The organism is Peteryoungia wuzhouensis (assembly GCF_003205195.1).
Taxonomy (GTDB): domain Bacteria; phylum Pseudomonadota; class Alphaproteobacteria; order Rhizobiales; family Rhizobiaceae; genus Allorhizobium; species Allorhizobium wuzhouense.
This window is the reverse complement of the sequence record NZ_QJRY01000001.1, coordinates 862,546-889,018: the sequence shown is the minus strand read 5'-3', so window position 1 is coordinate 889,018 and position 26,473 is coordinate 862,546. Positions and strand designations below refer to the sequence as shown.

The following is a 26,473-nucleotide window of genomic DNA, read 5'->3' as shown; positions in this document are numbered from 1 at the left end:
TCAGCAAGAAGGATGGGACGCATGCGCTTCGATACGGTGATCCGCAACGGGACGGTGGTGACGGCAAGTGATACCTTTGTCAGCGACATCGGCATCAAGGACGGCCGGATCGCAGCACTGGCGCTCGGCCTGACCGAGGCCGACGAGATCATTGATGCGACAGGCCTGTTCGTTCTGCCTGGCGGCATCGACAGCCATGTGCATCTCGATCAGCCTTCCGGCGACGGCATCGTCATGGCTGATGATTTTGCAAGCGGCACGCGCTCCGCCGCGATCGGCGGCAACAGCACGGTGCTGGCCTTCTGCATGCAGGAAAAGGGCCAGTCGCTGCGCGAAGCCTTGAAGGTCTATCACGAGAAGGCCGAGGGCAAATGCCATGTCGATGTCTCCTTCCACCTCGTCATCACCGACCCGACGGCCGAGGTGCTCGGTCAGGAACTGCCTGCCCTCGTCGAAGATGGCTATACCTCGCTGAAGGTCTTCATGACCTATGAGGGCCTGCGCCTGCGCGACGACGAGATCCTCGCCACGCTCGACACGGCAAGGCGCACCGGCGCGCTGGTCATGGTCCATTGCGAAAACGAGGATGCGATCCGCTATCTGATCGGCCGGCACGAGGAAGAGGGCAAGTTCGCGCCGAAGTACCACGCCACGACAAGGCCCATTGCCGCCGAGCGAGAGGCGACCCATCGCGCGCTGTCGCTCGCCGAAATCGTGGATGTGCCCATCGTCATCGTGCATGTCTCGAACCGCGAGGCGATGGAAGAAATCCGCCGCGCCCGCCAGCGCGGCCAGAAGATCGCGGGCGAAACCTGCCCGCAATATCTGATGCTGACGGCCGACGACCTCGATCTCGAAGGACTGGATGGCGCCAAATTCGTCTGCTCGCCACCGCCGCGCGACAAGGCAAGCCAGGACGCCTGCTGGGAAGGCATCGAGCAGGGCGTTTTCGACCTTTTCTCCTCCGACCACTGCCCCTTCCGCTTCGACGATCCCGAGGGGAAGCTCAACGAAAAGGGCAAGCGCCATTTCCGCTGGATCCCGAACGGCATTCCGGGTGTCGCCACGCGCCTGCCCATCCTGTTTTCCGAAGGGGTGATGAAGGGCCGGATCGACATCAACCGCTTCGTCGCCATGACATCGACCAACCATGCCAAGCTCTATGGCATGTATCCGCAAAAGGGCACGATCGCGATCGGCTCCGATGCCGACATTGCACTCTGGGACCCCGAGAGACGCGTCACGCTGACCAACGAACTCCTGCAGCATGGCGCCGATTATACACCCTATGAGGGGTTGGAGCTTCGCGGCTGGCCGGTGCGCCTGCTGGTGCGGGGTCAGACGATTACCGAAGGCCATAAACTCCGCTCATCAGAGCCTTCAGGCCGTTACCAGACCCGGCAGCGAAGCAAACTCGTCGCTGCCCATCCGCGCAGCTGAGATTGGGAGCAACCTGTGGGTTGCCGCGAGATCGCGTCAAGGGTGAGATCTGGCCTATGGATTGCGCCGCGCAAATAGGCTCTGTTTGCGGGGCCCACTTCCAGAAAGGCCCGTCACATGAGCGATATCACCCAATGCGTCCTGACACCTTCCGTTTCCAGAGAAGGGTTCGATCCGCTGGGTGTCGCTGTCCATCGCGCCTCGACCATCGTCTTCAAGGATGCGGCATCCTATGCGGCGCGCGGTGCGCGCGGCCATGAGGGCTATTCCTATGGGCTCTACGGGACGCCGACGACCCGCACGCTCGAAACGAAGCTGACCGCCCTCGAAAATGGCGCCTGGACCTTCCTCGCCCCGTCTGGTCAGGGCGCCAATATCCTCGCAATCCTGCCCTTCCTCTCTGCCGGAGACCATATCCTGATGGTCGACAGCGTCTATCCGCCGATGCGGGACTTTGCCGAGACGGATCTGCGTCGGCTCGGCGTGGACGTGGATTTCTTCGATCCGCTCGATCCGCAGGACGTGGCCGCCAAGATGAGGTCGACCACCCGCATGGTCTGGTGCGAGAGCCCAGGGTCGACGACGATGGAGGTGATCGATCTGCCGCAGATCGCAGAGATTGCCCACGCCCATGGCGCCCTGGTCGGGCTCGACAACACCTGGGCGACCCCGCTCAATTACAAGCCGCTTTGCCACGGCGCCGATCTCGTCACGGAAGCGCTGACCAAATTCGTCTCCGGCCATTCCGACGTGCTGATGGGCTCGCTCACGGTGGCCAATGAGCGGTTGATTGCGCCGATCCGTTCGCAGATGGGCCGTTTCGGCATCGGCGTATCGCCGGATGATGCATCCTTGGTTCTGCGCGGCTTCGAAACGCTCAGCCTGCGTCTTCGCCATTCAGAGCGGGTGGCTCTGGAGTTTGCCCATCGGCTGGCCGATCATCCGCTGGTCGAACGCGTGTTGCATCCGGCGCTCAAGACCTCGCCGGGGCATGCGCTCTGGCAGCGGGATTTCCTCGGATCGAGTGGCGTCTTCAGCATCGTCTTCAACCAGGCGGCATCAACTGGTGTTGCCACAGCGCTCGATGCCTTCAGGCTCTTTGCCATCGGAGCATCCTGGGGCGGCACCCGGAGCCTCGCAGCCCCCATGCCGGTCGCAAGGCATCGCAGCGTCACGCCCTGGACGGGGCCGGATGTCGTCCTGAGGCTCAGCATCGGTCTGGAAGACGAGGCCGAACTCTGGGCCGATCTTGAGCGGTTCCTGCAGGCGTTGGACCAGCAGCAGGGATAAGGGCGGTCAGCCTCCCGGCTTGAATTGTGCTGTCACCACATGCCGGTTGCCGGGATAGGTCAGCCGCACATTGGTGACCGGCCCTCCCTGTCCCCAGGTCTGTCGCTCGATCACCAGACAGGCCTCGTGCGCCGAGAGCTTCAGAAGCTTCACCGCGTCCTTGTCGGCGGAGATCGCCTGGATGGTGTGCTGTGCGCTTGTCCAGGGGACTTCCGCCAGCAGCCAGGGTCCGGGCGCGATCTCGACGAATTCGAAATCTGCCGCCTGCGGCACCATGGCAAGGTTGATCAGCCGCTTTTCCAGACAGAACGGCTCGTGACCGGCCGTATGCAGGCAGGTGATGTCAAGCACGTCGGTCCCCTTGGAAAGCCCCAGCCGCCGCATGTCCTCGGCATCCGAACGCCTGACGGTTCGGGCGATGAGGGCATAGCCATAGGCGAGTTTCAGCGACTGCACCTCGTCCTTGATGTCATGGATCTCGAGCACGGCGGACTGCGCCTTTGGCTGGGCGACGAAGCTGCCTGATTTCTTCCTTCGCTCGATCAGCCCGCTGCGCACCAGCTGCGCCATGACCTTGTTGACCGTCATGCGCGAGCAGCCATATTGAGCCGCGAGATCAACCTCGAACGGCAGCCGGTGCCCAGGCGGCCATTCGCCGGATACGATCTGTCCTTCGATGTCGGCAAGGATCCTGCTGTGCAGGGTGGTATCACCAGAAATCGCCGTGTCCTTCCGCAGTCATGACGTCACATCCTCAAGCTACCGGATAGCGCATGACAGAGGGAATGCAAGGCCGGGTCAGGCGCTCATCAATGCCTGCATGGTCTTCACGAACCGGCTCTCGATCTCGGCCCGCCGGATATGTCGTCCCCCTGCCACCTGCTTGCGGCCGTGCACCCAGACGCTGTCAGTGGCAAGACTACCGGCAAAAATCCAGTGGTCCAGCAATTGGTCTCCGGAGAGATAGGGCAGGGCGGTCGCGTTGAGCGAGACCAGATCAGCCGGATTGCCAAGGCTGAGACCGGCTTGGGTGCCGAGCGCCGCAGCCCCTCCGGCAAGGGCCTGATCGAACAGCCGGCGCGCCGTTGACCCGTTCGGCTCCGCGATCACATTGCGTGCACGACGGGCGAGGCGCTGCGAATATTCCAGCTGCCGCAACTCGCCGGGCAGCGATATCAGCACATTCGAATCCGACCCGATGCCATAGCGACCGCCTTGGCTCAGAAACAGCGGCGCCTCGAAGGTTCCGTCGCCGAGATTGGCCTCGGTGATCGGGCAAAGCCCGGCAATCGCGCCACGCTTCGCCATCTGCCGCGTCTCGTCCTCGGTCATATGGGTCGCGTGGATCAGGCACCAGCGATGATCGACGGGCGCATTCGAAAGAAGCCATTCCACCGGCCGCGCACCCGACCAGGCTACGCAATCCTCGACCTCCTTGACCTGTTCCGCCACATGGATATGAACCGGGCCGCCGTCTGCCAAGGGTACCACCGCTTCGAGTTCCCCCGGTGTCACGGCGCGCAGACTGTGCGGCGCCACACCGAGCACGGCACCTTCCAGATCGGCAACGACCCTGCGGCAGCCATCCATCAGACGCGCAAAACTCTCGACCGAATTGATGAAGCGACGCTGGCCTTCCACCGGTGCGGCACCGCCGAAGCCGGAATGGGCATAGAAAACCGGCAGAAGGGTCAGGCCGATACCGGCCTCGGCGCTTGCCGCCCCGATCCGCTCGGCCAGTTCCGCGATATTGGCATAAGGCTGGCCGTCCTGATCGTGGTGGAGATAATGGAACTCGCCGACCCGCGAGAAACCCGCCTCCAGCATCTCCATGTAGAGCTGCGCCGCGACAGCCTGCATCTGGTCGGGCGTCATCGACAGGGCGAACTTGTACATGATCGTGCGCCAGCTCCAGAAGCTGTCGCTATCAGGCCCGCGCACCTCCGCCAGCCCCGCCATGGCGCGCTGAAAGGCGTGGCTGTGCAGGTTCGGCATGGCGGGAACGATGATACCATGCGTCTCGTCGCCGCTCGTTGGCGCCACCCCGGTTTCGATCCGCGTGATCGCCCCACCGGTGACCGTCACCCGCACATTGCTGGACCAGCCAGCGGGAAGCAGCGCGGTGGTCGCATGAAGGCTGGTTGTTGCGGTCTGTGCCATGAGCTCCGTCTCTCCACGATCGTGCGCAAATCGATGGTCGCGATCATGCGCCGGATTTTTCGCTTGTCATCGGATTATTATGTATATACATATTTCGATCAAAGGAAAGGCGGAATTGCCATGACCGGGAACGAAAAGCGTAATCACGAGACTGAAGCACAAGGCGCGATCCGCATCTGGCGCAATGCGCGTCTGCTGACGCTGGCGCCGGGAGCGGACCTCACCCTTCTCGAAGACGGCGTCATCGCTGTGCGTGATGGCCGGATCCTGTTTGTGGGAGCCGAGGCGGACCTCCCGGTGTCCCTGGCAGAAGCCGTCGAGGTGACGGACTGCGGCGGTCGGATCGTCACCCCTGGTCTGGTCGACTGCCACACCCATCTGGTCTTCGGCGGCGACCGCGCTATGGAATTCGAGATGCGGCTGAACGGTGCGACCTATGAGGAGATCGCCCGCGCCGGCGGCGGCATCGTGTCTTCGGTCAAGGCGACCAACGCCCTGACCATCGAGCAACTGGCGGAAGCAGCACTTCCGCGTCTCGATACTCTGCTTGCGGAAGGCGTCTCCACGATCGAGATCAAGTCGGGTTACGGCCTGTCGATCGAGGGCGAACTCAACATGCTGCGTGCCGCCCGCAGGCTCGAAACCCTGCGTCCGGTGCGCGTCGTCACCTCTTACCTTGCGGCCCATGCGACCCCGGTCGAATATCGCGGCCGGAACGACGCCTATATCTCTGAGGTCGTCCTGCCTGGCATGGAACAGGCCCACGCCGAAGGCCTCGTCGATGCGGTCGACGGCTTCTGCGAAGGCATCGCCTTCTCCGTCGAAGAAATCGCCCGGGTCTTTGAAAAGGCGGCGGAACTCGGCCTGCCGGTCAAGCTGCATGCCGAACAGCTCTCCAATCTCGGCGGCGCCAAATTCGCCGCCTCTTGCGGCGCTCTCTCGGCCGATCACCTCGAATATCTGGATGCCGACGGTGCTGCGGCCATGGCCAAGGTCGGAACCGTCGCCGTCCTCCTGCCCGGCGCCTTCTACGCGATCAACGAAACGCGCAAGCCGCCGGTCCAGCTTCTTCGGGATGCAGGTGTCCCGATCGCCATCGCCACCGACTGCAATCCCGGCACCTCGCCGCTTACTTCCCTGCTGCTGGCGATGAACATGTCGGCGACCCTGTTCCGGCTGACGGTCGAAGAATGCCTGGCCGGCGCGACGCGCGAGGCCGCCCGTGCGCTGGGCTTGCAGGATGAGGTCGGCACGCTCGAAGCCGGCAAGTCTGCCGATTTCGCGATCTGGGACATCCAGCGCCCCGCCGAACTGGTCTACCGGATCGGCTTCAACCCGCTTCATAGCAGCATATTCAAAGGCAAAAAGGTGTCCGCATGACCATCGTCCTTCACCCGGGCAACGTCACCCTCACCGATCTCGGCGCGATCTATTGGGAAAACGGCTCGGCTCGGCTCGATCCCTCCTTTGACGCTGGGATCATCCGTGCCGCCGACCGCATCGCCGAGATCGCGTCCGGCAATGCCCCGGTCTACGGCATCAATACCGGATTCGGAAAGCTCGCCTCGATCAAGATCGACTCTGCTGACCTCGCCACCCTGCAGCGCAATCTGATCCTCTCCCATTGCTGCGGCGTCGGCAGCCCGCTGCCGGAAAATGTCGTGCGGCTGATCATGGCGCTGAAGCTGATCTCGCTCGGTCGCGGCGCGTCGGGCGTGCGGCTGGAACTTGTGCGGCTGATCGAAGCCATGCTGGACAAGGGCGTCATCCCGGTCATTCCGGAAAAGGGGTCCGTTGGCGCCTCGGGTGATCTGGCACCGCTCGCCCATATGGCCGCTGTCATGATGGGCGAGGGCGAGGCCATCTTTGCCGGTGAAGCCCTGTCCGGCCGCGACGCTCTGGCAAAAGCCGGTCTGCAACCGGTCGTGCTGGCGGCCAAGGAAGGGCTCGCCTTGATCAACGGCACCCAGGCCTCGACGGCGCTGGCGCTGGCCGGCCTCTTCCGTGCTCACCGCGCCCTCCAGACGGCACTGATCACCGGCGCGCTCTCCACCGATGCCGCCATGGGCTCGTCCGCCCCCTTCCATCCCGACATTCACACATTGCGCGGCCATCGCGGCCAGATCGATGCGGGCAAGGCGCTCCGCGAGCTTCTGGAAGGCTCGGCCATCCGCGAAAGCCATGTCGAGGGCGACGAGCGCGTGCAGGATCCCTATTGCATCCGCTGCCAGCCGCAGGTCGACGGCGCCTGCCTCGATCTCCTGCGCCAGGTGGCCAATACGCTGCGCATCGAAGCCAATGCCGTCACTGACAATCCGCTTGTCCTTTCCGATAACTCGGTGGTTTCAGGCGGCAACTTCCACGCCGAACCCGTGGCCTTTGCCGCCGACCAGACGGCGCTGGCCATCTGTGAGATCGGAGCGATCGCCCAGCGCCGCATTGCGCTCCTGGTCGATCCCGCACTGTCCTACGGCCTGCCGGCCTTCCTCTCGAAAAAGCCGGGCCTCAATTCCGGCCTGATGATCGCCGAGGTGACCTCCGCGGCCCTGATGAGCGAAAACAAGCAGATGTCGCACCCGGCCTCTGTCGATTCCACCCCCACTTCGGCCAATCAGGAAGATCATGTCTCCATGGCCTGCCACGGTGCCCGCCGCCTGCTGCCGATGACCGAAAACCTCTTCGCCATCCTCGGCATCGAGGCGCTGACGGCAGCCCAGGGCATCGAGCTGCGCGGCCCGACCAAGACCAGCGCCGAATTGCAGAAGACCATAGCCACTCTCCGCGCCCATGTGCCGACGCTGGAAGAAGATCGCTACATGGCGCCGGATCTGCAGAAAGCCGCCGCCCTCGTCGCCACTGGCGCGATCGCCACGTCCGTCTCCGCAGGTCTCCTGCCGACCCTGGAGGACTGAGCATGACCGTCGTCGACGTCGTCAAGGGATCATCCCCCGTCATCCTCGGCCTGCCGCACACGGGCACGCATGTGCCACCGGAGATCTGGGCGCGCCTCAACGAAAACGGTCGCCTGATCGCCGATACCGACTGGTACATCGAGACGCTGTATGACGGCCTGCTGCCTGGCGCGACCATGGTGCGGGCCACCTTCCATCGCTACGTGATCGACGCCAATCGCGATCCTGATGGCGTCAGCCTCTATCCCGGCCAGAACACCACCGGTCTGGTCCCGACCACGGACTTCGATGGCCTGCCGATCTGGCAGGACGGCGCCGAGCCGAGAGAGGCTGACACTGCGGATCGGGTCGCCGCTTTTCATGGCCCCTATCACGCGGCCCTCCAGGCCGAGATCGATCGTGTAAAGGCAATCCACGGCGTGGCAATCCTCTATGATTGCCATTCCATCCGCTCGAAGATCCCCTTCCTGTTCGAAGGCATCCTGCCGGATTTCAACATCGGCACCGATGGCGGTCGCACCTGTGATATCAGCATCGAACAGGCGGCAGTCGAAGCCGCGACCGCCGCTGAAGGCTATACCAGCGTGCTGAACGGCCGGTTCAAGGGCGGCTGGACAACCCGACATTACGGTCGGCCAGATAACGGCGTGCATGCCATCCAGATGGAACTTGCCCAGTCCACTCATCTCGCCACGGAAGCACCGCCCTTCGCCTATGACGCGGAAAAGGCGGAACGCCTGCGCATCCATCTCAAGACCATGCTCACCCGGATCGAAGCGATCGCGCTCGACCTCAAATCATAAGGGGATCAGACATGACCAATTCTCGCCACAATATCCGTGACATCAGGTCCCCCCGGGGCAACGAGCTGACGGCCAAAAGCTGGATGACCGAAGCGCCGCTGCGCATGCTGATGAACAATCTCGATCCTGATGTTGCTGAGAACCCGCACGAGCTCGTCGTCTATGGCGGCATTGGTCGCGCCGCCCGCACCTGGGAGGATTTCGACCGCATCGTCGCCACCCTGAAGACCCTGACCGAGGAGGAAACCCTGCTTGTCCAGTCCGGCAAGCCGGTCGGCGTGTTTCGCACCCACAAGGATGCGCCACGCGTCCTGATCGCCAATTCCAACCTCGTGCCGCATTGGGCGACCTGGGACCATTTCAACGAGCTCGATAAGAAGGGTCTGGCCATGTACGGCCAGATGACCGCCGGCTCCTGGATCTATATCGGCACGCAAGGCATCGTGCAGGGCACCTATGAAACCTTCGTCGAGGCCGGTCGCCAGCACTATCAGGGCAATCTGAAGGGTAAGTGGATACTGACCGGTGGTCTCGGCGGCATGGGCGGCGCCCAGCCTCTTGCCGCCGTCATGGCCGGTGCCTGCTGCCTCGCCGTCGAATGCGACGAGACCCGCATCGATTTCCGCCTGCGCACCCGTTATGTCGACGAGAAGGCAAAGACGCTCGACGAGGCGCTCGAAATGATCGATCGCTGGACCAAGGCGGGCGAAGCCAAGTCTGTTGGGCTTCTCGGCAATGCTGCCGAGATTTTCCCGGAGCTGGTCAAGCGAATGCAGGCCGGTGGCCCGCGCCCCGATATCGTGACCGACCAGACCTCGGCCCATGACCCGCGCAATGGTTATCTGCCGATCGGCTGGACCGTCGAGGAGGCAAAAGCCAAGCGCGAGACCGATCCAGTCTCCGTCGAAGTTGCGGCCCGCGCCTCGATGAAAGCCCATGTCGAGGCCATGGTCGCCTTCTGGAACGCCGGCGTGCCGACGCTCGACTATGGCAACAACATCCGCCAGGTCGCCAAGGACGAGGGCCTGGAAGATGCCTTCGCCTTCCCCGGTTTCGTGCCGGCCTATATCCGCCCGCTGTTTTGCCGCGGCATCGGCCCCTTCCGCTGGGCAGCCCTGTCTGGGGATCCGCAGGATATCTACAAGACCGATGCCAAGGTGAAGGAGTTACTGCCGGACAATAAGCATCTGCACAACTGGCTCGACATGGCCCGCGAGCGCATCGCCTTTCAAGGCCTGCCCGCCCGCATCTGCTGGGTCGGCCTCGGCGACCGTCACAAGCTGGCTCTGGCCTTCAACGAAATGGTGCGGAGCGGCGAACTCTCCGCCCCCATCGTCATCGGCCGCGACCATCTCGACAGCGGCTCCGTCGCCTCGCCCAACCGCGAGACGGAAGCCATGAAGGACGGCTCCGACGCCGTCTCCGACTGGCCGCTCCTGAACGCGCTCCTCAACACCGCCTCGGGCGCCACCTGGGTGTCGCTGCACCATGGCGGCGGTGTCGGCATGGGCTTCTCCCAGCATTCCGGCATGGTCATCTGCGCCGATGGCACGGATGATGCAGAGCGCCGGCTGGAGCGCGTGCTGTGGAACGATCCGGCGACGGGCGTCATGCGCCATGCAGATGCCGGCTACGACATCGCGCTTGATTGCGCGAGAGAGCAGGGGCTCCGCCTTCCCGGCCTTCTCGGCAACTGAGCCATGCGCGTCCTGCGGTCGGTCGATCACAAGCGCATGCCCTGGAAGAACGGCAAGGGCGAGACGGTAGAAATCGCCGTCTCGCCCCCCGGCGCCTCCGTCGACAATTTCGACTGGCGCATCAGTATGGCAACCGTCGCCGAGGATGGACCCTTCTCGGTTTTCGATGGCATCGACCGGACGCTGAGCGTGCTGACAGGCGAGGGTATCACGCTCTCGGTGGCGGGGCACGCACCACATTCGCTTCGGCCGGAATGTGCCCCTCATGCATTCCCCGCCGATCGCCAGACCAGCGCTACATTGCTGGCGGGGCCGGTCACCGACCTCAACGTCATGAGCCGCAGGGGCGCATTCACCCACGCAGTCGAACGCGTGGTCACACGGCAGCTGACGCTTCAGCCGTCCGCCCACTTGCGAATCGTGCTGACCCTGAATGACGTGTCGGTCGTCCAAGAAAACATCCGCTTGCACCCGCTGGACGCTCTATTCTTGGGGCCGGGCGACGGAGCCCAACTCTCCAGTGCGTCTCCTGCCACGATCTACATCATACAGATCGACGGCGTAACAACGTAGTCGCACCTCCACGTCGTCATAGGCACGTAGAACAGCTCGCATACGTGGGCGGTTAAATCCCACACGTGAGTTCTGCAATCATTCTGAAGTCTGGGGAAAATGGTGCTGCTAGAGAGATTTGAAGTCGCCCAGGTTTATTAAATTACAATACCTTATAAGAACTTTTGTAACATTGTGGCGATCTAAACTTTGTTACGCAGTGGACGAGATGCAAATCTAACTGATCGCACAAATTAGATCAAACTACGCATCGTTCGCTTCCAACGTGAGGAGCATTCTAGAATGGTAGATTGTGCGCCGGGGCGCAACCTAAGCTTGAGTTTTTCCGGCTGAGGTGTAGATGGTCTGAATCCAAACAAAGGGGGATGTTTTTTGAAGATTCGGATTTTTCTTGTCGCCGCCGCGGTGGCGCTCTCCGGCTGTGTCACTCAAGAGCAGATGGACAATGTGTTGGCGACGCAGCGCGCGCCATCAAATGCTGTCCGACATGCCATTGTTAAAGCCGCTAGGGATTACCTGATCGATCCCTATTCTGTTCGCGACGCCGAAATCTCGGCTGTGATGGATGCACCTGGCGGGAAGCTGCAATTCGTCTGCGTAAAGGCGAACGCCAAGAACCGGCTCGGTGCCTACACAGGCAGATCTACGATCTCAGTTCGCCTCGTCGGGGTGACACCGGTCAGCACAAATGAAAATGCTGCCGCTTGTATGGCGCCGCTTCTAAAGTGGTATGCCTTCCCGGAGCTAGAAAACCTTAAGAACATTTAGGCGATAGTCCGCGCAGCAAGAGCTGGAGATTGAGAGGGCGAGGCTAAAGCTTAGCCCTCTTCACCAGCATAGATATCGAGCAGCAGGTCAGGGTTCGATCCTTGGCCCTGTAGCTCTTCCAAGATTTGCTCCAGGATCACGCCATATTTGCCCTGAGCGCTGGCGCGGCTCTGATGTGCGAGGTCAGCCAAGGTTCTTCTCGTTGCTTTGGCGAGGGTGTCAGCAACTGGATCGGTGCCTATAACTAACGCATGTCTGTCGACCATTCGCCAACGGATAAGACCGACCAGGAGAAAGGGCGCGTAGTGAAACTTGTTGTAGGTGGTGCCGAGGTTTTCCCGGAACTCCAAAAGCACGCGTCTGGCGAGCAGTTCGACATTCTGCCTCGTGAGCTGCCGGGGAGCGGTTTCGGATCGAGAGAGCATAAAGGCTAGGGCTGCAGTTTCGCGCTGCCATACCCAGTTCTGTATCGGCTTCTGGAGGATCTTGTGTATGGCTCGCAACTCGAGCGTCTTGTCAGAAACGATCCGCCCAAAGCCCTGGTATGCTAGCTTCCAATGGCTTGGATGGTTGAAGAGCTTATGCCCCGAAACTTGTTGGTCCCAAGCGTCAAGAAGAACGATCGCCACGTCGTTCGGGCAAAGCCTGAACAGCCAGGTCAGAAACCGGAGAGAGTCGTTACCGGCATCCAACTTACCGGACAAGCGCAAATTCAAATGAGTGATCGCTTGATCAATTAGCTTCCTTAGATTTGTGAGCGTTACGCCGTCGATCCCGGATGGAAGCTGGCCATCGCTAGAAACAGCATAAGATCGTGCGTATCGGTCATCTGCTTTGTCGGCCAATGCTTTCCAATCGACCTCGGCAGCGTTGGCATTCGCGTTCACGAGCTCCGCGAAACCCACTTCGAAGACACTCTCGTCCCACAGAGCTTTGGAGCAAGGTATGACCAGACGACTTGGAACTGTCGGTTCTGGCTTCTCCAATTTCGCAAGTAGTTCAGACCAGTCCTCATCGAGTTCTTCTGCGCTGTCCCAATCAACCAGAAACTGCCTGGAAAGACTTTCCGCATATACGGCAATCCTCGCGCGTCCGGATGCCGGGGCTTGCTCGACACTCAGCTCAACCGGCACAGTGCCAGAGAGTTTCAGACCCAGATCGACAGTCGCCTTTCTGGGCTTGGTAGCGTTTTGCTTTCGAAGGTAGATAGAGAACCGCTCTTGCCCCGCTTGTATCGCGAACTGTGCAGGTGCAGGGCTTCGGTAAATCTCACCTGCCGGGAGCGTTGTCTCAGGATCTATCAAGTCGTAGCTTTCTGCGCCTGAAGGCCTTTGCACAATTGTGGAAATCTGGGGCAGAAAGTCGAAATAGACCGGTTCCCGCTTGCTCATTCGTGTTGCTGCGACCAAAGCGCCCTTCGCTACACTCGATGGTGGCAGTGATACTAGCGGCATCCCAAGCGCATCCGCGAAATGATTGTGTATTTGCTGCCTTACGGCTCCCTCAGTCAGAGACTCGATAAGCACCAAGTCGGAACTGCGGAGCATATGCAGTATTTCGGATGGCAAGTCGGGGAACTTTAGGGAAAGCTTGTTTGGCGGCTCAAGGGCCTGCCAGTCGCCGTTGTTAATGCGAAGCAACTCTGGCCTGGTTTCAATGCCCAGCGCCAATCGCCCGACTGAACTTGCGGCATGCAGTGGTGCGCTCCAGTGCTTAGAGACTGACGCCTCTAGGCCACTGAGTGCGGTTTGCGCCAGATACTCATATCCGAGGGAGCATTCGATGATCTCACTGAAGTTTCGGCGCTCAGGTGCGAGCACCCCGCTGCCTTGGCCTTTGTGATTCCTGACTATGAGCGCCTGAACAGTAAACCCTCGATCGACATGATTGATCACGCCGACGCGACAGGGCTTTTGGATGAGCTCAGCCGATAGTCCATACAGAACCGAAAGGACCGGCCTCCAAACCAGAAGCGGTGTAGATATCTTCGACCGCCGGAGCGCGCTCAAAAGCCGTTCCTGAAGGATTTCGCTGCTGTCCGTGACATCGTCGATGCTCGCAACGCCGATGCCTGCTCCGACGAACATGCCTGAGAACGCGTGGCTAAGAGCCAGAACGCTCGGATCAGGGGAGCTCAGCAAGGATCTGACCGATATCCTGCGATCATCGCTTCCCAATGCTCCCCATCCGCCGCCTCGGCCATGTGGAGCAAGCCCGGCTTGTGCGCCCCCAACAAGCCGGCTTGCTTTGCCATCCCCGACCACAATGACTGAGCCGAATACGCCACCTTCGGTGGTGTTATCGTTTGCCGCTTCTTCACCATCTGCCGCAATTTGCCAATTGCGACTGGCGAAGTCCCGCCAGCCATTTAGGTCATAGCCACAGAGCTTTTTCATTAGGGCCCCGACTTGTAGATGTCGCCGCGGGCGAATGCTCGTATCGCATCAAGACCAAGCTTGAGGCCGGCCCCTGCCGGATCGAAAGCTATACCCTGGACATTTGTCCGGACATCGCTGGCCTCCACCACCTCAGGCAAACCATTAGCTGGCGTGAGGATAAGGCCCTGCCTCAAGGTCTCTGACGTTGAGACCTTCTGGATGGCCATCAGGCGCTTATTGGCTTCTACGACAGCCTCCTTCACGTCTATGCGGTCAAGAGTATGAGGTGTCCAAACTGCCACTGTGCGGGGGACATCAACGCGGCTTGGGTCTGTAATCTTCAATGCCACATGTGAACGCGCATAGCTCAGAAGCCCCCTCGCCTGACTTGGGCGGGAATGAACTTCAACAACACGATTGAGCCGCTTCAGCCAGAAGACTGCGATGGGATTATCCTGATCAAACCATCGGCCGAGGCTTGCTTCCGAGCGCCAAAAGATTGGCGACTGCGCTACAAGCTCGCAATCCTCAACGTCGTGAAGTGCCAATATCACGGCTAGAACGCAGAAGTCTGTCCATGTCTCTGCCTGCCATGCCCACAGGTCGTCAATAACCAGCTGGTGCTTGAGCAGTCTCAACCACGCTTGATAGACCGCGCGGTAGTTGGCGTCCTGCATGAGGACATAGTTCGGAGCAATTCCTGCCTCTGCGATCATCACGTCCAGCTCCGCCAAAAGGCGGGAAAAAGTTCTGCAGAAGCGGTATAGCGCGTCCACTTGTTCGTAGCATCGGCTGGCCTTTGCCTTCGGATGCTCCTTCATCCATTGCCTCGCCACATCCGAGGCAAGAACCGTGTAGGCGTGCAAGACTCGGTTCTCAGCAGTATCGAAGTTTTCGCGGCGAACCGTCGCTAAGATCCTTTGGCTTGAACCTGCCCGCTCTGCAATAGTGCTGCCAGGCTGGCGGACAAGCCAACGCATCGAAGCACGATCCATTTCCCGCACTCTGTCCAATGGCACAAGCTCGCGGGTGCGGCGCAGCACCTTCCGGATCCGCGGTTCAAGGTCCTTGAGCTTCGGGAGGATCTCTCTCGCCTGCCGGATAATCTCGGCCATGCGTGGGTCATCCTCGTGCTCCGCCCTTTCCCACGCGGCCTTGAGACGTGGCCAAACGTGAGCGGGCTCGTCCAATGCCTCCCCCAACTCCTGGACTCGAGCCAGCACCTCGTTCATTCGACGCAAAAGTGCCTGCGCTCGCAGATCCTCTTCTGTCTCGCTTTCAATCGTTTTCGGCGGCCGGACGGGGAAGCCCTGTCGAGTTGGATTTTTCCCAGAACCTGCGCGCGGATATGGATGCAGAAGCAAATCGATCGGCTGCCCTTGGATCATGCCCTTGAGCAACACCGTGTGCTCCGTCTTGGAGCGGGCAGGTGGGGTCACCTCGCTGATCAGGCAATCCGTCGCCCCAAAGGCATCAAGACGCTCGCTACTCCATGGACGGGGCAGGTGCAGCATCAGCGAATGACCCCGTTCCAAACGAATTGCCCAGATCCATCCTGAGCGGCCTGGCGTGAGTCTTCGATCGCCTGAGCGAGCGCCTCATCCTCCAGGTCTCTGGCCACGAAATCGCGGAGTTTGCTGAACGGCTCATCAAAGCTGTGCACTTCGAGCCCGCGCATCTTGGGGAGAAGCCTCATTTCGACTTGGTCTGCCAATGGCGCATGCAGAACTTGGCCTCGATCGCTTAAGGGGTAGTTTGCCACATAGGCCACAATTGCTTTTCCAAGCCGGTGACCAAAAGGACGCTTGAAGGCGCTCATCAGCTCAATCATGGTGTTTAGGCTGGACTGGACCAGCGGCTTCTCTTCAACGGCCTTCGAATCGCGAACCCAGCTGCTCCAACGCTTCGCTGAGAGTGCTTCGGGCGTTGGCAGCTTCTCCGATACCGTGGCTGTCTTGAGTTTTTTCGGCGCGGCGAATCTCAAAACGTTGGCTCGGTCTACAACCTTGTCGGAAAGCGACTGAGTGCTCTCGTCCTCGTTCATGGTGCCCGCGAAGAGAAGATTGTAGCCGGGGAAGATTCTGGGCGCTTCCCGACCCTTGGGCATTGGAATCTCCAGTTCGATCTCGGCGTCCTTGCGGAGTTCAGCCTTTTCAACGTTTTTGGCAGACGGTCGGCTCTCAAGCCGGCTGAGAAAGTCAGAGAAATAGTATTCGACTCGCGCGAGGTTCATCTCATCGAGCAGAATCATCAGCATTCGGTCCTGGAACTCCGATTTCGGATTGTTCAGGAAGTCGAGCTGATACAGCGCCCTGGCCATGTCGGTCGGCCTGAAGCGCTTTTCGATGTAGTTGTAGAAGCCCATCAGATCCTGAGGGCTGTCCCACCTGGGCTGCACGGGAACCTGAAGGAAACCAATACCCATCGCGGCTGCGTATTGCCTGGGCAGCTGGCTCTTGCCCGTCCCAGATATACCCGCGAGAACGGCCATCTGCGCTGTCTCATTTACCTTCATGGCGGTATGGAATGCCCTGACGACCCGGTCCGGGTAGTCTAGTCCGCTGGCCTTCAGCCTGTCGCTGACGTGTTTGAGAGCATCAGCTTCATTTTCCGGCGCCCGTTCTTTCCATTCTTTCAGTCCAGAGAGAACAGGTGGAAGAAGTGTCAGCTCTCTAAGCCGTTCATCAACTTGCTTTGAAATGTCGGGATCGGCGCCCGCGTCAGCTGCGTCACCAGCTAACTCCTCCAGATGGGCTAGTTTGGCCAGAAGGGCGGCTCTCTTATCCTCTAGCGACTCGACAGACCGTTCAGCAGAACTGATCTGTTCCTGTGCGGCTGCCAGCTTGGCTGCGACGTTTGCCAGCTCAGACCTTGCCTCGACGGCTGCGGCGCGTTCTGCCACTTGCTGTTCACGCACCAACTCAAGCTCACTGCGGGCCGCTTCAACTCTGCCATCCAGATGGGCGAGCTCGCGTTCGCTGTCAGCCAACGAACGATTAATCTCTTCGAGGCGCGCCTCGGCATCTACTAGCGCCCGCTTCTCCTCGCGTAGAGCGGTGATCTGGCGCTCTAGTTCCGCCAGTTCGGTCTTCATCAGTTCGATCTGTGCGAACATGCGCTCAGCCGCGACTATGCGATCCTGCACGGCTTCAAGGTCGAGGCGGGCCGTCGCGAGATCTGCGTCGACTGTCGCTTTCTCTGCGAGAGCAGTTTCCATTTCGACGGTCAGCTTGCGGATCTCTGCTCGCTTTTCGTCTTGAAGAGTCCACTCAAGCTTTAGCTCGTCCAGTTGCCGCTTAGTGGCATCATACTCGGCCTGGATGTCTGCGATGTTTTCAAGCCGCTTCCGCCGTTCAGCAAGTTCTGTCTCAACATCTCTCAGAAGGTCTCTCTTGCTTTCGATATCAACTAGAAGGGCCTCCAGCGCACGCTGTGGACCTGCGGCTGAAACGACGCGATCGTGAAAAATCGCGAAGAACAACTGGATGCCGATGAGTCCAAAAAGGCCGATCCCAAGCAGCAGAAATATAAGGGTGTTCGACGTAAGCATTGCGGGACCTTATTGCTCCGGGGCGGTGTTTGGCTGCTGGGTTGTGTCAGGAGTTACCGGGGTCTCGTCGGTCGATTCCTGCGAAACCGCCCCCGGTGTCTTTGCTGGATTAGAATTCAGAGCGCTGAGCGTAGACCGCTTGGTTTTGATGTCCTCTGTCAGAGCCGCCTGCTCTCGCCGCAGATTTGAGACCTGTTCTGTTAAGGTTTTCAGCTGACCCTGCAGAGCATCGATGTCTGCCGAAATGAGGCGCGTCTGCTCCGCTGTGCCTTGAAGCTTGCTCAACTGGGATCGAAGAGCGTCCAGGCTTGCCTGTTCGGTTTCGCGCTGGCTCTGTAGCTGCGATAGCTCTTCCCGGGCGGCGGCTAGTTGCTCACTTAAACTTCGTTGCGCTGCCTCCGCCACGCTCTTACGTCGCTCTGCCTCGGCCGCCTGAGAAGCAACTACGCGGGCAGCCACAGCGTCTCTTTCGAGTGCTTCAATCGTGGCTTCAAGTTCGGCCCTTTGATTTTGTGCCGCGTCTATTTGGGGCAGCAGGCTTGCAAGTTGACTCTGGGCTTGTGTTCGTAGTTCCTCAGCCTGTCTCTGCCGACCTTCCGCCTCAGCCGCGGCAGATTTCGCGGCGTCGGTGGCAAGAGTTGCGCTCTGTTGCTGCCCCTCGAGCCGTGCTATGTCTGAGCGAAGCTGCTGCAGCTTTCTGTCCAAGTCTTCGTTGCTCGTCGCTAATGCGTCTCGGGCACTCTTGAGGTCGTCGGCGTCCTTTTCCGCCGATGCCGCCTCAGCCTTTGCGCTCTCTACTTGGCTCTTCAGTGTCGCGAGTTGAGTGACATAAGTTTCAACCTCTTGCTCCAATGAAGCCTTCGCCGATTGTAGGTTCGCTTGGTTCTTCTCTAAATCTTCCACCTGTCGTTTCAGATCTTCTAGGTCGCTATTGCGAACTTGCGCGTCAGCAATTTTGCGGTTGAGATCCGCAAGCCGTGCGTCTGCATCTTCGAGATCCTGCTGCTTCAGACTGTAAGCCTGCTCACTGTCTTTCAAATTCCGCGTCAGACGATCCAAATCCGCCTGAGACTTCTTTTGCTCGGCCTGCAGCTTCGACCTCTCAGCCTGAAGCGACGAGACGGTTGCCTTTAGCCTCGCTGCTTCTTCAATGGCTGCTTCCGCAGCTTCTTGCCGCTTTGACAGCGCCTGCAATGCAGTCTCGCCTTCGTTCAGCCGAGTTTGCAATTCAACCAACTGGTCTTCAGCGGTCTTCAATGAGGTAACCTTGTTGGCCAGCTCGCTTTGCAGTTTTTCAAATTCTCGGTTCTTTGAAGCGATCTCCGAGTTGATCTCATCTCGCTGTCTGAGCGCAGCTGTGCGCTCATTGTTAAAACGATCAATCTCTGATGCGATCACGCCATAGCGACGTTCCATCTGATCCATTTGGAAGAAGATCGTTCCAAGCGCTGCAACTGAGACACCGGCCAGCAATCCAGCCAAGACTGTGAAACGATGCGATTTACGAAAGCTGTTGTTTGACGCGCTCAATGCATCCCTCCAAATCCTTTTCTAGCTCGTCGACCCAGAAGCGCTGAACGCGCCATCCAAGTGATTGAAGCTGCTTGTCTCGCCAGTGATCGGCGAGTTTGCGTTTTCCATCTGTGTCGGCGTGCCAATGGCGTCCGTCGATCTCTAGGTCGAGCTTGATCTCGCCTCTCCCGAACAGTGCGAAGTCGAGCCTGCGGCCGGCAATCTCGAATTGCGGGATGGGTTCAAGTCCCTTCTCTTTTAGGGCGTTGAACACACGCCATTCCCACTTGCTGTCAAACGTGCTCTCTGCGACCCTCTTTCGAGGTTCGGTTGCAATCCTTGCTAGCTTCTGAAGGCTGCTGACTTTGCCAGATCGAGCGTAGCTGAGGTCCCCGAACACGTGGGCAACCGCGCGCGCACGACTGATCGCTACGTTCAGCCGGCGCCAGTCTTTCTGGACAAAGGAAACGGCAGACATGGCGCTGGATGGTCCGAGGCAGGGTGAGAACAGGATCAGGTCACGTTCCTGCCCTTGGAAGCTATCCACTGTTCCAATTCGTAGATCGGCCTTTTCAATCACTTGCTCAGGGATTGCCGCATGTATTGCGTCGCTCAGTGCCTGCACCTGAGGTCGGAAAGGCGCAATAACGCCAACCGTGCCAGAATATGCTTCAGTGAGAAGCAAGAGCTTCAGGTGATCCGTGATGGCAGAAACTTCGGCCAAATTCACATTTGTCGACATGGGCGTCGACGGAGAAGGAACGTCCTTCCAGGCGATTCCAGGTTTCAATCCAGCGGGCGCCTTCAGCCTCTGTTGGTCGCCAGCGACACGCAGCTTTCCGCCGTAGAATGCTTCGTTGATGTATTCGACGATATCAGTTGCTGAACGGTATTGGTCGCGCAACATGACCTTTGACGCCCCCGGAGTCAGGTTCGCCAAGTCGAACAACGATTGCCGGCTTTGTGCGAAGCGGCCCATCGAGCCGATTGGCAGACCTTGCGCCTGCATGAGGTTGCGGTCATGGGCGATCCCCAGCTGACTGATGAAAGACAGCTGCTTATTGTCACCCACAACAACAGCGCGCTTGGCGCGCGCGAAAAGTGGCAGCGCTGAAGCGACATCGCACTGACTGGCTTCATCAAAAATGACCAAGTCGAAAAGCCCCGCCGCCAGCGGAATGCGCTTTGGAGCACCGAGGACCGACGCAAGCCAAAGCGGGCGGTGATTAACGACCTTCCGGGCCAACTCAGGACGTAAGGGGCCGGTCAGTTGAGCCAGCTCAAGGTTTGCGTGCTCCTCACCCAATTCCTGTCTTTCAGCCTCGGTCAGCACCGTCCTTTGGAGCAGAACCCGCGGCATGATCGACTGCACCAGTTCCGCAATCTCAGCCGTTAGCGAAACCGGATCCTCTGGCGCGCCAAGGCGCTCACATTCCTGCTGAAGCTTGGCAAGATGCTTCTTCAGCATCTCGTCCGAAGCGCCTTCGGCTGCCGGATCATCGTTAACGATGGCAGCACTTTTTCTCCCAATGAGCCGCTTGAGCACTTCGAGCAGTCGGGTGAAGATGGAAACGCGTGCGGCAGCTGATGGCGCTTCAGACGGATCAGGTTCCGCCTCGCGACGGGCCTCGAGGCGCTCTATAAGATCTGCAATGTGGCATCGCAGGCGACCAATCTCATCAATCGTCTGAAGCGCGTCTGCCCTCAACCTAGCGGTAGTAGCAAGCTTCGCACGGGCAATTAGATCTGGTGCACGACCGGACCTACTCGGCTCCCTAATCAATTCCGTCAGGACTGCGTTGAATGACAAATCCAAGTCCCGAGCCGGATCGAGTGTCCGAACAATAAATGGCACGTCGTTGGCAATGCCGCGTAGCCGCTCTTCAACCGCATCGAGGGCTTGATGGTTCTTCGACGCCACGAGGACAGATCCGTCCGCATTGAGGATAGATGCCACCATCGAGACGATTGCTTGGCTCTTGCCGGTCCCCGGGGGGCCTGTGACGACCGTGAGGCTGGAGCCCAGCGCTTTCTCAACTGCTGCAATCTGTTCGCGGTTGAGCGGTCCTGTGTTGACCGCTGCGGCGGGTGTGGGCTCAACCGAGCTCTTTAGGCCAAGGATTGGCGCAAGAGCCGTTCTAGAGAGCTCGTCTTGGCTCCATGCCGCAATGCGGTCGAGATCACGAACAGCTCCAGCAGTGAATGTGCTATCAGTTGGCAGAAAGATGCCGGCGATGTTGTAGATTCCAGGTTGAGCTGGATCGAGCTCTGTTGCGAGGCCACGGCCTGTAAGCTTTCCCTTGAAGCTGCCGCCCACTGCCTCCTTCAGTCGAGCTAAAAAGTCGTCGAGCGGCAGACCGGTGCCTTCCGGTTGACTGAAAACTTCGCGAAGAGCTTTTTCAGTCCATCGCTCACTACGTGCTGCCCCTTTGAGCCAGTCAGGATTGACCAGAACATCATCAGCGTCGATGGTCAGCTCCAGATGTGTCTCGGTGCGCACCCAGTCCGCGCTGATCAGTCCTATCGGCCAGATGACCGGAGCGCCTTTGGTCTGGCTGACCGCGATGGGCCAGCCGACTGCCATCGTCTGTTCGTTGGCTTCACGTTTGAGCAATGCCTTCCTGAACTCGTCAGAGAGGTCATTAAGCCCGATCTTGACCTGGATGCCTTGCCCATCGTCGCCGGTAAGGGGACCTGATCCCGTTATGAGATGAAATTGAACCCCATGGCGATCTTCAGCCTGAGAAATTGCGCCGCGTGGATCGGAACGAAGAGCTGAGCGGTAATAACGTAGCAACGCCGCAGGCTCAGGCGCATTCGGTGCATCAGTTGGCTCAGGCAGATCGCCATCTTGGGAGAGGCTGAGAAAGACTGCAGGTGCTGCCTGCAGAACTCCGGCACCGGATGGTTCGCCTGGGCCACTTCTGGCGGAAGGTATGGGACGGATGGCAGAGACCGCACGCCAGCGGCCATCGCGGCCCTTGGAGATCTTGCCTGCTTCTGAAAGGGCGGCAATTTCAGCATAGATCGAAGCCCGCATCCTGGGATCGAAATCGACATCAAGGAGAGCAAGCAGCTCACTCGTCGTTCGTCCGCTCGGCATTGCAGAGATCGTTCGCAGCAGAAGGGACATCAGCTTTTCTCAGTTAAGACGTTAAGCCGTTAAGCTTCTGGAGAACCGAGAGAAAAGCCGAATAGTTTGAAGGTAACCCAGGATTCTGCATTACAGTCATTGAACGGTATGTCATCGCTTCGCACGGCATAGGTGCACAATCATTCAGTGAAATGTCAATGATGATAAATGCGAATGCAACGACTTTTCCTGGCGCAATTTTGGGCTTGGGGTTGGCGCTAATACGACAAATCAGTGCCAATTGGTGACGCCGCCTCATGTCCTCGACCGGCTATCTTCTTCGTCGATTTGAACCGCATGTTCCACCATGCATTCAGCTGGAGTTCGCCAGGAACATGGTCAGCGTCCTCTGAGCGTCCGGATCGTCGCCATGTGACCTCCAAACGATAATGAAGGTCACGCGTAGGACGCCCTTAGAGGGGTGCCAAGGTTTATCCCTGCACGTTGAAGACGAAACTGAAACGCAATCTGTCGCGGCACTCGGTAAATTTTATTCAAGCGGGCAGCGAAATTTTAAGAAGTGCCCGATACCCAATTCAGATAGAAATATGGAGCATCTAATGGAATTCGTAAGTATTATAAATAATAAATACATTCTATCGATAATATGTTTTGTTTTCGCAATTGCTATGTTGGCCGCAGAGAAAGGTGTTGGAAAAAAAACTGAGCCTGATACAGATCAATATAAGCTGCTCAATAAATTCCGTAAAATCCAGCTGGTCCAAGGCTCTAATTGGATAACAAAGCTGATTCGCGAAAACTTCTTTGAGATAATTCTGAAGATTATTATACTATTTTCAGGGGTTGCCTACTCCATGGCATACGGTAAATATGGGTGGGACAAGCTCGCTCTCGTTGTGGCTGTTCTATTGATATTAGCGCTTATTAACAAGTATCTAAAGAGGGAAGGACTTCAGCTCGCCCTTATCAAAGGGTTCCTGGGTGCAGTTGCCCTATATCTTGTTATTCTTTCAGTAGTTTATGCAACCTCGTGACTTTGGCTCGCCTGCCAGTCACCTCTACTTTCCCGAAACTGACTCTGTATGGCTTCCAATCGGCGCAAATTAGAACCTGGAGGACACTCCTGCAGAGGTGCTAAAGCTTATCCGGCCACGTCTCGCACAAGCGTGACTCAATAGACACGGCATTGAAGATTCGAAGCGAGCCACCAAATTCTTAATGACGAGGAAAGACTCCTATGAGATAGCCAAGGCATGAGAGAGATGATGCTGCGATTTCAGTTTGACGAGAAGAAAGGTGTGGAGGCGATGACATACATCGCGTCGCGCTGGCCGGACGTCACTGCCTTCTTCGCAGCAAAGATTCTCTTCTTCGCTGAGAAGTATCATCTGAACCGATACGCGCGCCCGATCGTGGCTGATACCTTCATCGCCATGCCCAATGGTCCGGTGCCCTCGACCATCTATGACTTTATAAAAGGCCGACTCCACAACGCTGGCGACCCGGAAGCAGTGACAAAGGCTTTCTCCGTTGCTCAAGCGCCTTGGCCCAGGGTTAATGCGCTACGCGACGCTGATACGAGCGTGCTCTCTGCGAGCGATATCGAATGCCTAGATGAAGCGATCCAGTTTTGCAGAGGCCGTAACTTCGGAGCGCTGTCTACCCTGACCCATCAAGAGCGCTCTTGGCTTGAGGCTCCCGCCAACGGCGTGATGGATTATGAGGCAATGATTGACCAGGATAATCCTGCGCGGCATGAAATCATCGAAGAAGCGAGGGAATTCGCCGTCTACGGTGTCCTGTGATCTTAGGGTCGGTATACGTAGTCAATACCGCCCTTGCGCGTCCCGCAAAGGACAAGATCACGCTGTGCATTTGCGCTGCGGACAATTTGTTTTTCTGGATCAATACCAAGCCTCAAGTGCATGGCGTTGGTCAGCTCCAGCTCAATGCGGCTGATCACAAAGCCCTAACTCACGAATGTTTTCTCGACTGCTCCAGATTGACCACATTCCCTGCGCACGAACTGAGAGACGCCCAGGATCGCGGACTCATCTCTCCGCAGCTCGCACAAGCTATCGTGGAATTTCTGACTAATAATCCTCCCAAGACCCTGCCGCCCGCCCATGTGCAGTTGGCAATCGAGAATCTTAAAACTCTCTGCCCGTGACACATTCGTGCCAGCCGAGAAGGGCGCACTCGCCAAAAATAGCCAGGAAGTGCCTCAAGTGTGGCCCTAGCCGACTTCAGCGCTAACATCCAATATAGATAGAAATCTGCAGCTTGCAGTGAAACCTTGCATCCCAAGGGCTCACTGTGGCGGAGAGGGTGGGATTCGAACCCACGATACCCTTGTGAGTATGCCGCATTTCGAGTGCGTTGCTTTCGACCACTCAGCCACCTCTCCGGTCACACTGGTCGGCGCTCTGTGGCGCGGACTGTCTCATAGCGATCGGAGGGAGTGGCCGAATCCACGGTGCAACGCTCCGGCACTGTGGCCGGTGCGTGCCTGAGCGCAAACTCGCGACTACACTCCACGAAGCGTGTCAGATGCCGTTTTAACCCCAGCCAGAAAGCTGCGATAGACCTCAGGAGTGAGCCACTCGTCCTTTGATCCCGACAACCTGATGAAGCGCTTATATTGAGAGTGGAGGCCGGAAATAAGCTCGGCGTCTTCCTTGGTAATGGGATTTAGCCGCTTTCCGTGCGAAAGCCGAGAAGCCATTGCGCCAATCTGTCGTTTGTCAAAGTATTCTGGGTTGCCTAGCCGGGCTTTCAAGGCTTCAGCGAGCGAGTCCCATTCGTGCTTCAACGAATCCATCATATCGTCCGGTGACTGAGCCTCGGCGGGCTCTAGTGCAATATCTTCAACCGCGTCAATGGCGGCTCCATCGAAGGCCTTTTCCAATTCCTCTTGGCTTTCAACTAGCTTGGATTTGTCCAGGTCATCAAGCACCTCCCGAACTTCAAAAAGTTGATCTGACATACGCTTAGAAAGCTTGTCGATCCGCTCCTCCAAGCCGCGATACTCTTCGGAGAAACCCGTTGAAACGTTTCTTGCCGTGGCAACCAGTGTATCAACATCGCTTCGCATGCGAAGTGCCGTGTCCCTTAGCTCGGGGATCGCGACCGTGAAGTTGCTCAACGACTCGCCGAGCGTTTTAGCGAATTTCATCAGGTATCCACCCGGACCCAACATGAACAATCCGATGAGGGTAACCGTCGGCCATGCTGCTACTTCCAGCAGCTTTATTACATCATCCATTCCATCCCCCTTATCTTCCGAGTTTTGAGCCTCTTTAACCGCTTCACCCACCCTCATACGCCCGGCGCAACAGCGGCTGCGCCTTCTCGAAGTCAGCCATCGACCTCAGCATGATTTCCAGATCGCCCGTCCCGTGATGCCCGATATTCGTCACGTCGCGCGAGAAGTCTTCCTCCAGCTCGACGGTTGACGGATCAAGCCTGACATAGGCAGCGATGCTGCGGGCCTGCGGATAGATCTGTAGGCAGGTGAAATTCTTGATCCGCTTGAACGCGGTATACTGCTTGAGCTCCTTCACCTGCACGTCGTCGCCGAGCCCGACCAGGAACTGGTAGGTGGCGTCGAAGATGTCGCGGAGCTCGCTGGATGACTGCGATAGGCGGTAGGCCTGTCGGTTGGTGTAGTAGGGGTCGATTTCCTCGCCTGGGGTCTCCTCCACGGCGACACCGGGGGTGGCCGGCAGTGTCTTCGGCGCCTGCCGCGTGCTAACGCTTGCCGTCTTCGGCGCGTGCACGAGCTCCAGCATCAGCAGATCATCACCGAACCGGCGATAGCGGATCAGTTCGATGTTACGCGCGATTTGCTTCACCGCATGCTCGTCGTATCGGGTGAAGTCACCGGCGATGCAGATGAGGCGCGGCGCGGTCCACTCGACGGCATTGGCGGCATCAGCGCCAAGCCGCTCCATCACCATCCACTGGAACTCCTTGCGGTGGTCGAGCAGCCAGTCGAGATAGAACAGGCCCTGGTTGATGACGTTCTCGTTCACCGAGCGCTTGTATTCGATGATGACCGGCGAATTGTCCTCGTCCAGACCGAGGGTATCGATGCGGCCACCATGCACGGGACCGGTCGAATGCTCCGTTGCCAGGAAGCGGATGCCGAGCAGTGCCTCAAGATTGGCCTCAAACAGCACCTGCAGGGACTTCTCCACCTGCATGGCCGTGCCCGGCAGCTCGGTCACCTCAGCACCCCCAAAATGAAACAGTTTGATATCGCTCAAGATTCACCTCGGGTGTGACCACAGATTG

Annotated in this window: 19 protein-coding genes and 1 tRNA gene; 10 read left to right on the top strand and 10 right to left on the bottom strand. The window is 58.8% G+C overall.

Features of this window, described 5'->3' with window-relative positions; all coding sequences use genetic code 11:
• The first annotated feature begins 21 nt into the window (after window positions 1-21).
• Together hydA and DMY87_RS04425 are read left to right on the top strand one after the other, a co-directional pair.
• Window positions 22-1,440 (top strand): dihydropyrimidinase, encoded by a 1,419-nt coding sequence (hydA, locus tag DMY87_RS04430; protein ID WP_110790030.1) that lies wholly within the window; start codon window positions 22-24, stop codon window positions 1,438-1,440.
• A 117-nt stretch (window positions 1,441-1,557) separates the two neighbouring features.
• Window positions 1,558-2,730, top strand: a complete 1,173-nt coding sequence (locus tag DMY87_RS04425) for a trans-sulfuration enzyme family protein (protein WP_110790029.1) — start codon at window positions 1,558-1,560, stop codon at window positions 2,728-2,730.
• A 6-nt stretch (window positions 2,731-2,736) separates the two neighbouring features.
• Here DMY87_RS04425 and hutC read toward each other — a convergent pair whose 3' ends face one another.
• Both hutC and DMY87_RS04415 read right to left on the bottom strand, forming a co-directional pair.
• A complete protein-coding gene (gene hutC, locus DMY87_RS04420; RefSeq protein ID WP_110790028.1) occupies window positions 2,737-3,450 on the bottom strand; it encodes a histidine utilization transcriptional repressor HutC in 714 nt (237 codons plus the stop codon).
• Between the two features lie 78 nt (window positions 3,451-3,528).
• Window positions 3,529-4,890, bottom strand: coding sequence for a formimidoylglutamate deiminase (locus DMY87_RS04415; protein ID WP_110790027.1), 1,362 nt, complete (start codon window positions 4,888-4,890; stop codon window positions 3,529-3,531).
• A 120-nt stretch (window positions 4,891-5,010) separates the two neighbouring features.
• On the opposite strand from DMY87_RS04415, the gene hutI reads away from it, so the two are divergent.
• From hutI to DMY87_RS04385, 6 genes are all read left to right on the top strand, one after another.
• Window positions 5,011-6,270 (top strand): imidazolonepropionase, encoded by a 1,260-nt coding sequence (gene hutI, locus DMY87_RS04410; RefSeq protein WP_110790379.1) that lies wholly within the window; start codon window positions 5,011-5,013, stop codon window positions 6,268-6,270.
• Window positions 6,267-7,802: a histidine ammonia-lyase gene (hutH, locus tag DMY87_RS04405; RefSeq protein WP_110790026.1), complete on the top strand. Its 1,536-nt coding sequence runs from the start codon at window positions 6,267-6,269 to the stop codon at window positions 7,800-7,802. Before hutI ends, hutH begins: the two co-directional genes overlap by 4 nt.
• Before the next feature lie 2 nt (window positions 7,803-7,804).
• Window positions 7,805-8,605 carry an N-formylglutamate deformylase gene (gene hutG / locus DMY87_RS04400; RefSeq protein ID WP_110790025.1) on the top strand — a complete coding sequence of 267 codons (801 nt, stop codon included), beginning with the start codon at window positions 7,805-7,807 and terminating at the stop codon, window positions 8,603-8,605.
• Window positions 8,606-8,616: 11 nt separating this feature from the next.
• Complete coding sequence (gene hutU, locus DMY87_RS04395) at window positions 8,617-10,302, top strand: urocanate hydratase (RefSeq protein ID WP_110790024.1); 1,686 nt, start codon at window positions 8,617-8,619, stop codon at window positions 10,300-10,302.
• A gap of 3 nt (window positions 10,303-10,305) precedes the next feature.
• On the top strand, window positions 10,306-10,875 hold the full coding sequence (locus DMY87_RS04390; protein WP_110790023.1) for a HutD/Ves family protein: 570 nt from the start codon (window positions 10,306-10,308) through the stop codon (window positions 10,873-10,875).
• A gap of 372 nt (window positions 10,876-11,247) precedes the next feature.
• On the top strand, window positions 11,248-11,643 hold the full coding sequence (locus DMY87_RS04385; protein ID WP_110790022.1) for a hypothetical protein: 396 nt from the start codon (window positions 11,248-11,250) through the stop codon (window positions 11,641-11,643).
• 50 nt (window positions 11,644-11,693) lie between these two features.
• Here the strand turns inward: DMY87_RS04385 and DMY87_RS04380 are convergent, their stop codons facing one another.
• Genes DMY87_RS04380 through DMY87_RS04360 form a run of 5 tightly spaced genes read right to left on the bottom strand, consistent with a single transcriptional unit; the run spans window position 11,694 to window position 22,216 of the window.
• A complete protein-coding gene (locus tag DMY87_RS04380) occupies window positions 11,694-14,039 on the bottom strand; it encodes a hypothetical protein (RefSeq protein ID WP_110790021.1) in 2,346 nt (781 codons plus the stop codon).
• Complete coding sequence (locus DMY87_RS04375) at window positions 14,039-15,535, bottom strand: DUF2357 domain-containing protein (protein WP_110790020.1); 1,497 nt, start codon at window positions 15,533-15,535, stop codon at window positions 14,039-14,041. Before DMY87_RS04375 ends, DMY87_RS04380 begins: the two co-directional genes overlap by 1 nt.
• Window positions 15,535-17,571: a chromosome segregation ATPase-like protein gene (locus tag DMY87_RS04370; protein ID WP_110790019.1), complete on the bottom strand. Its 2,037-nt coding sequence runs from the start codon at window positions 17,569-17,571 to the stop codon at window positions 15,535-15,537. Before DMY87_RS04370 ends, DMY87_RS04375 begins: the two co-directional genes overlap by 1 nt.
• A gap of 9 nt (window positions 17,572-17,580) precedes the next feature.
• Window positions 17,581-19,101, bottom strand: a complete 1,521-nt coding sequence (locus DMY87_RS04365; protein ID WP_133252998.1) for a coiled-coil domain-containing protein — start codon at window positions 19,099-19,101, stop codon at window positions 17,581-17,583.
• The gene (locus DMY87_RS04360; protein WP_110790017.1) at window positions 19,073-22,216 is read right to left on the bottom strand and encodes an AAA domain-containing protein; all 3,144 of its coding nucleotides are present in this window, start codon (window positions 22,214-22,216) and stop codon (window positions 19,073-19,075) included. The genes DMY87_RS04365 and DMY87_RS04360 overlap by 29 nt, the downstream gene beginning before the upstream one ends.
• Window positions 22,217-22,776: 560 nt before the next feature.
• Here DMY87_RS04360 and DMY87_RS04355 point away from each other — a divergent pair.
• Window positions 22,777-23,211: a hypothetical protein gene (locus DMY87_RS04355; protein ID WP_110790016.1), complete on the top strand. Its 435-nt coding sequence runs from the start codon at window positions 22,777-22,779 to the stop codon at window positions 23,209-23,211.
• Between the two features lie 219 nt (window positions 23,212-23,430).
• Window positions 23,431-23,982 (top strand): Panacea domain-containing protein, encoded by a 552-nt coding sequence (locus tag DMY87_RS04350; protein ID WP_110790015.1) that lies wholly within the window; start codon window positions 23,431-23,433, stop codon window positions 23,980-23,982.
• A 512-nt stretch (window positions 23,983-24,494) separates the two neighbouring features.
• Here DMY87_RS04350 and DMY87_RS04340 read toward each other — a convergent pair.
• From DMY87_RS04340 to DMY87_RS04330, 3 genes are all read right to left on the bottom strand, one after another.
• Window positions 24,495-24,584 (bottom strand) — tRNA-Ser (locus DMY87_RS04340).
• A gap of 120 nt (window positions 24,585-24,704) precedes the next feature.
• Entirely contained in the window at window positions 24,705-25,442 is a 738-nt protein-coding gene (locus DMY87_RS04335) for a hypothetical protein (protein WP_133252997.1), read from the bottom strand.
• 43 nt (window positions 25,443-25,485) lie between these two features.
• Window positions 25,486-26,445 (bottom strand): DUF5655 domain-containing protein, encoded by a 960-nt coding sequence (locus DMY87_RS04330; RefSeq protein WP_110790012.1) that lies wholly within the window; start codon window positions 26,443-26,445, stop codon window positions 25,486-25,488.
• Between the last annotated feature and the right edge of the window lie 28 nt (window positions 26,446-26,473).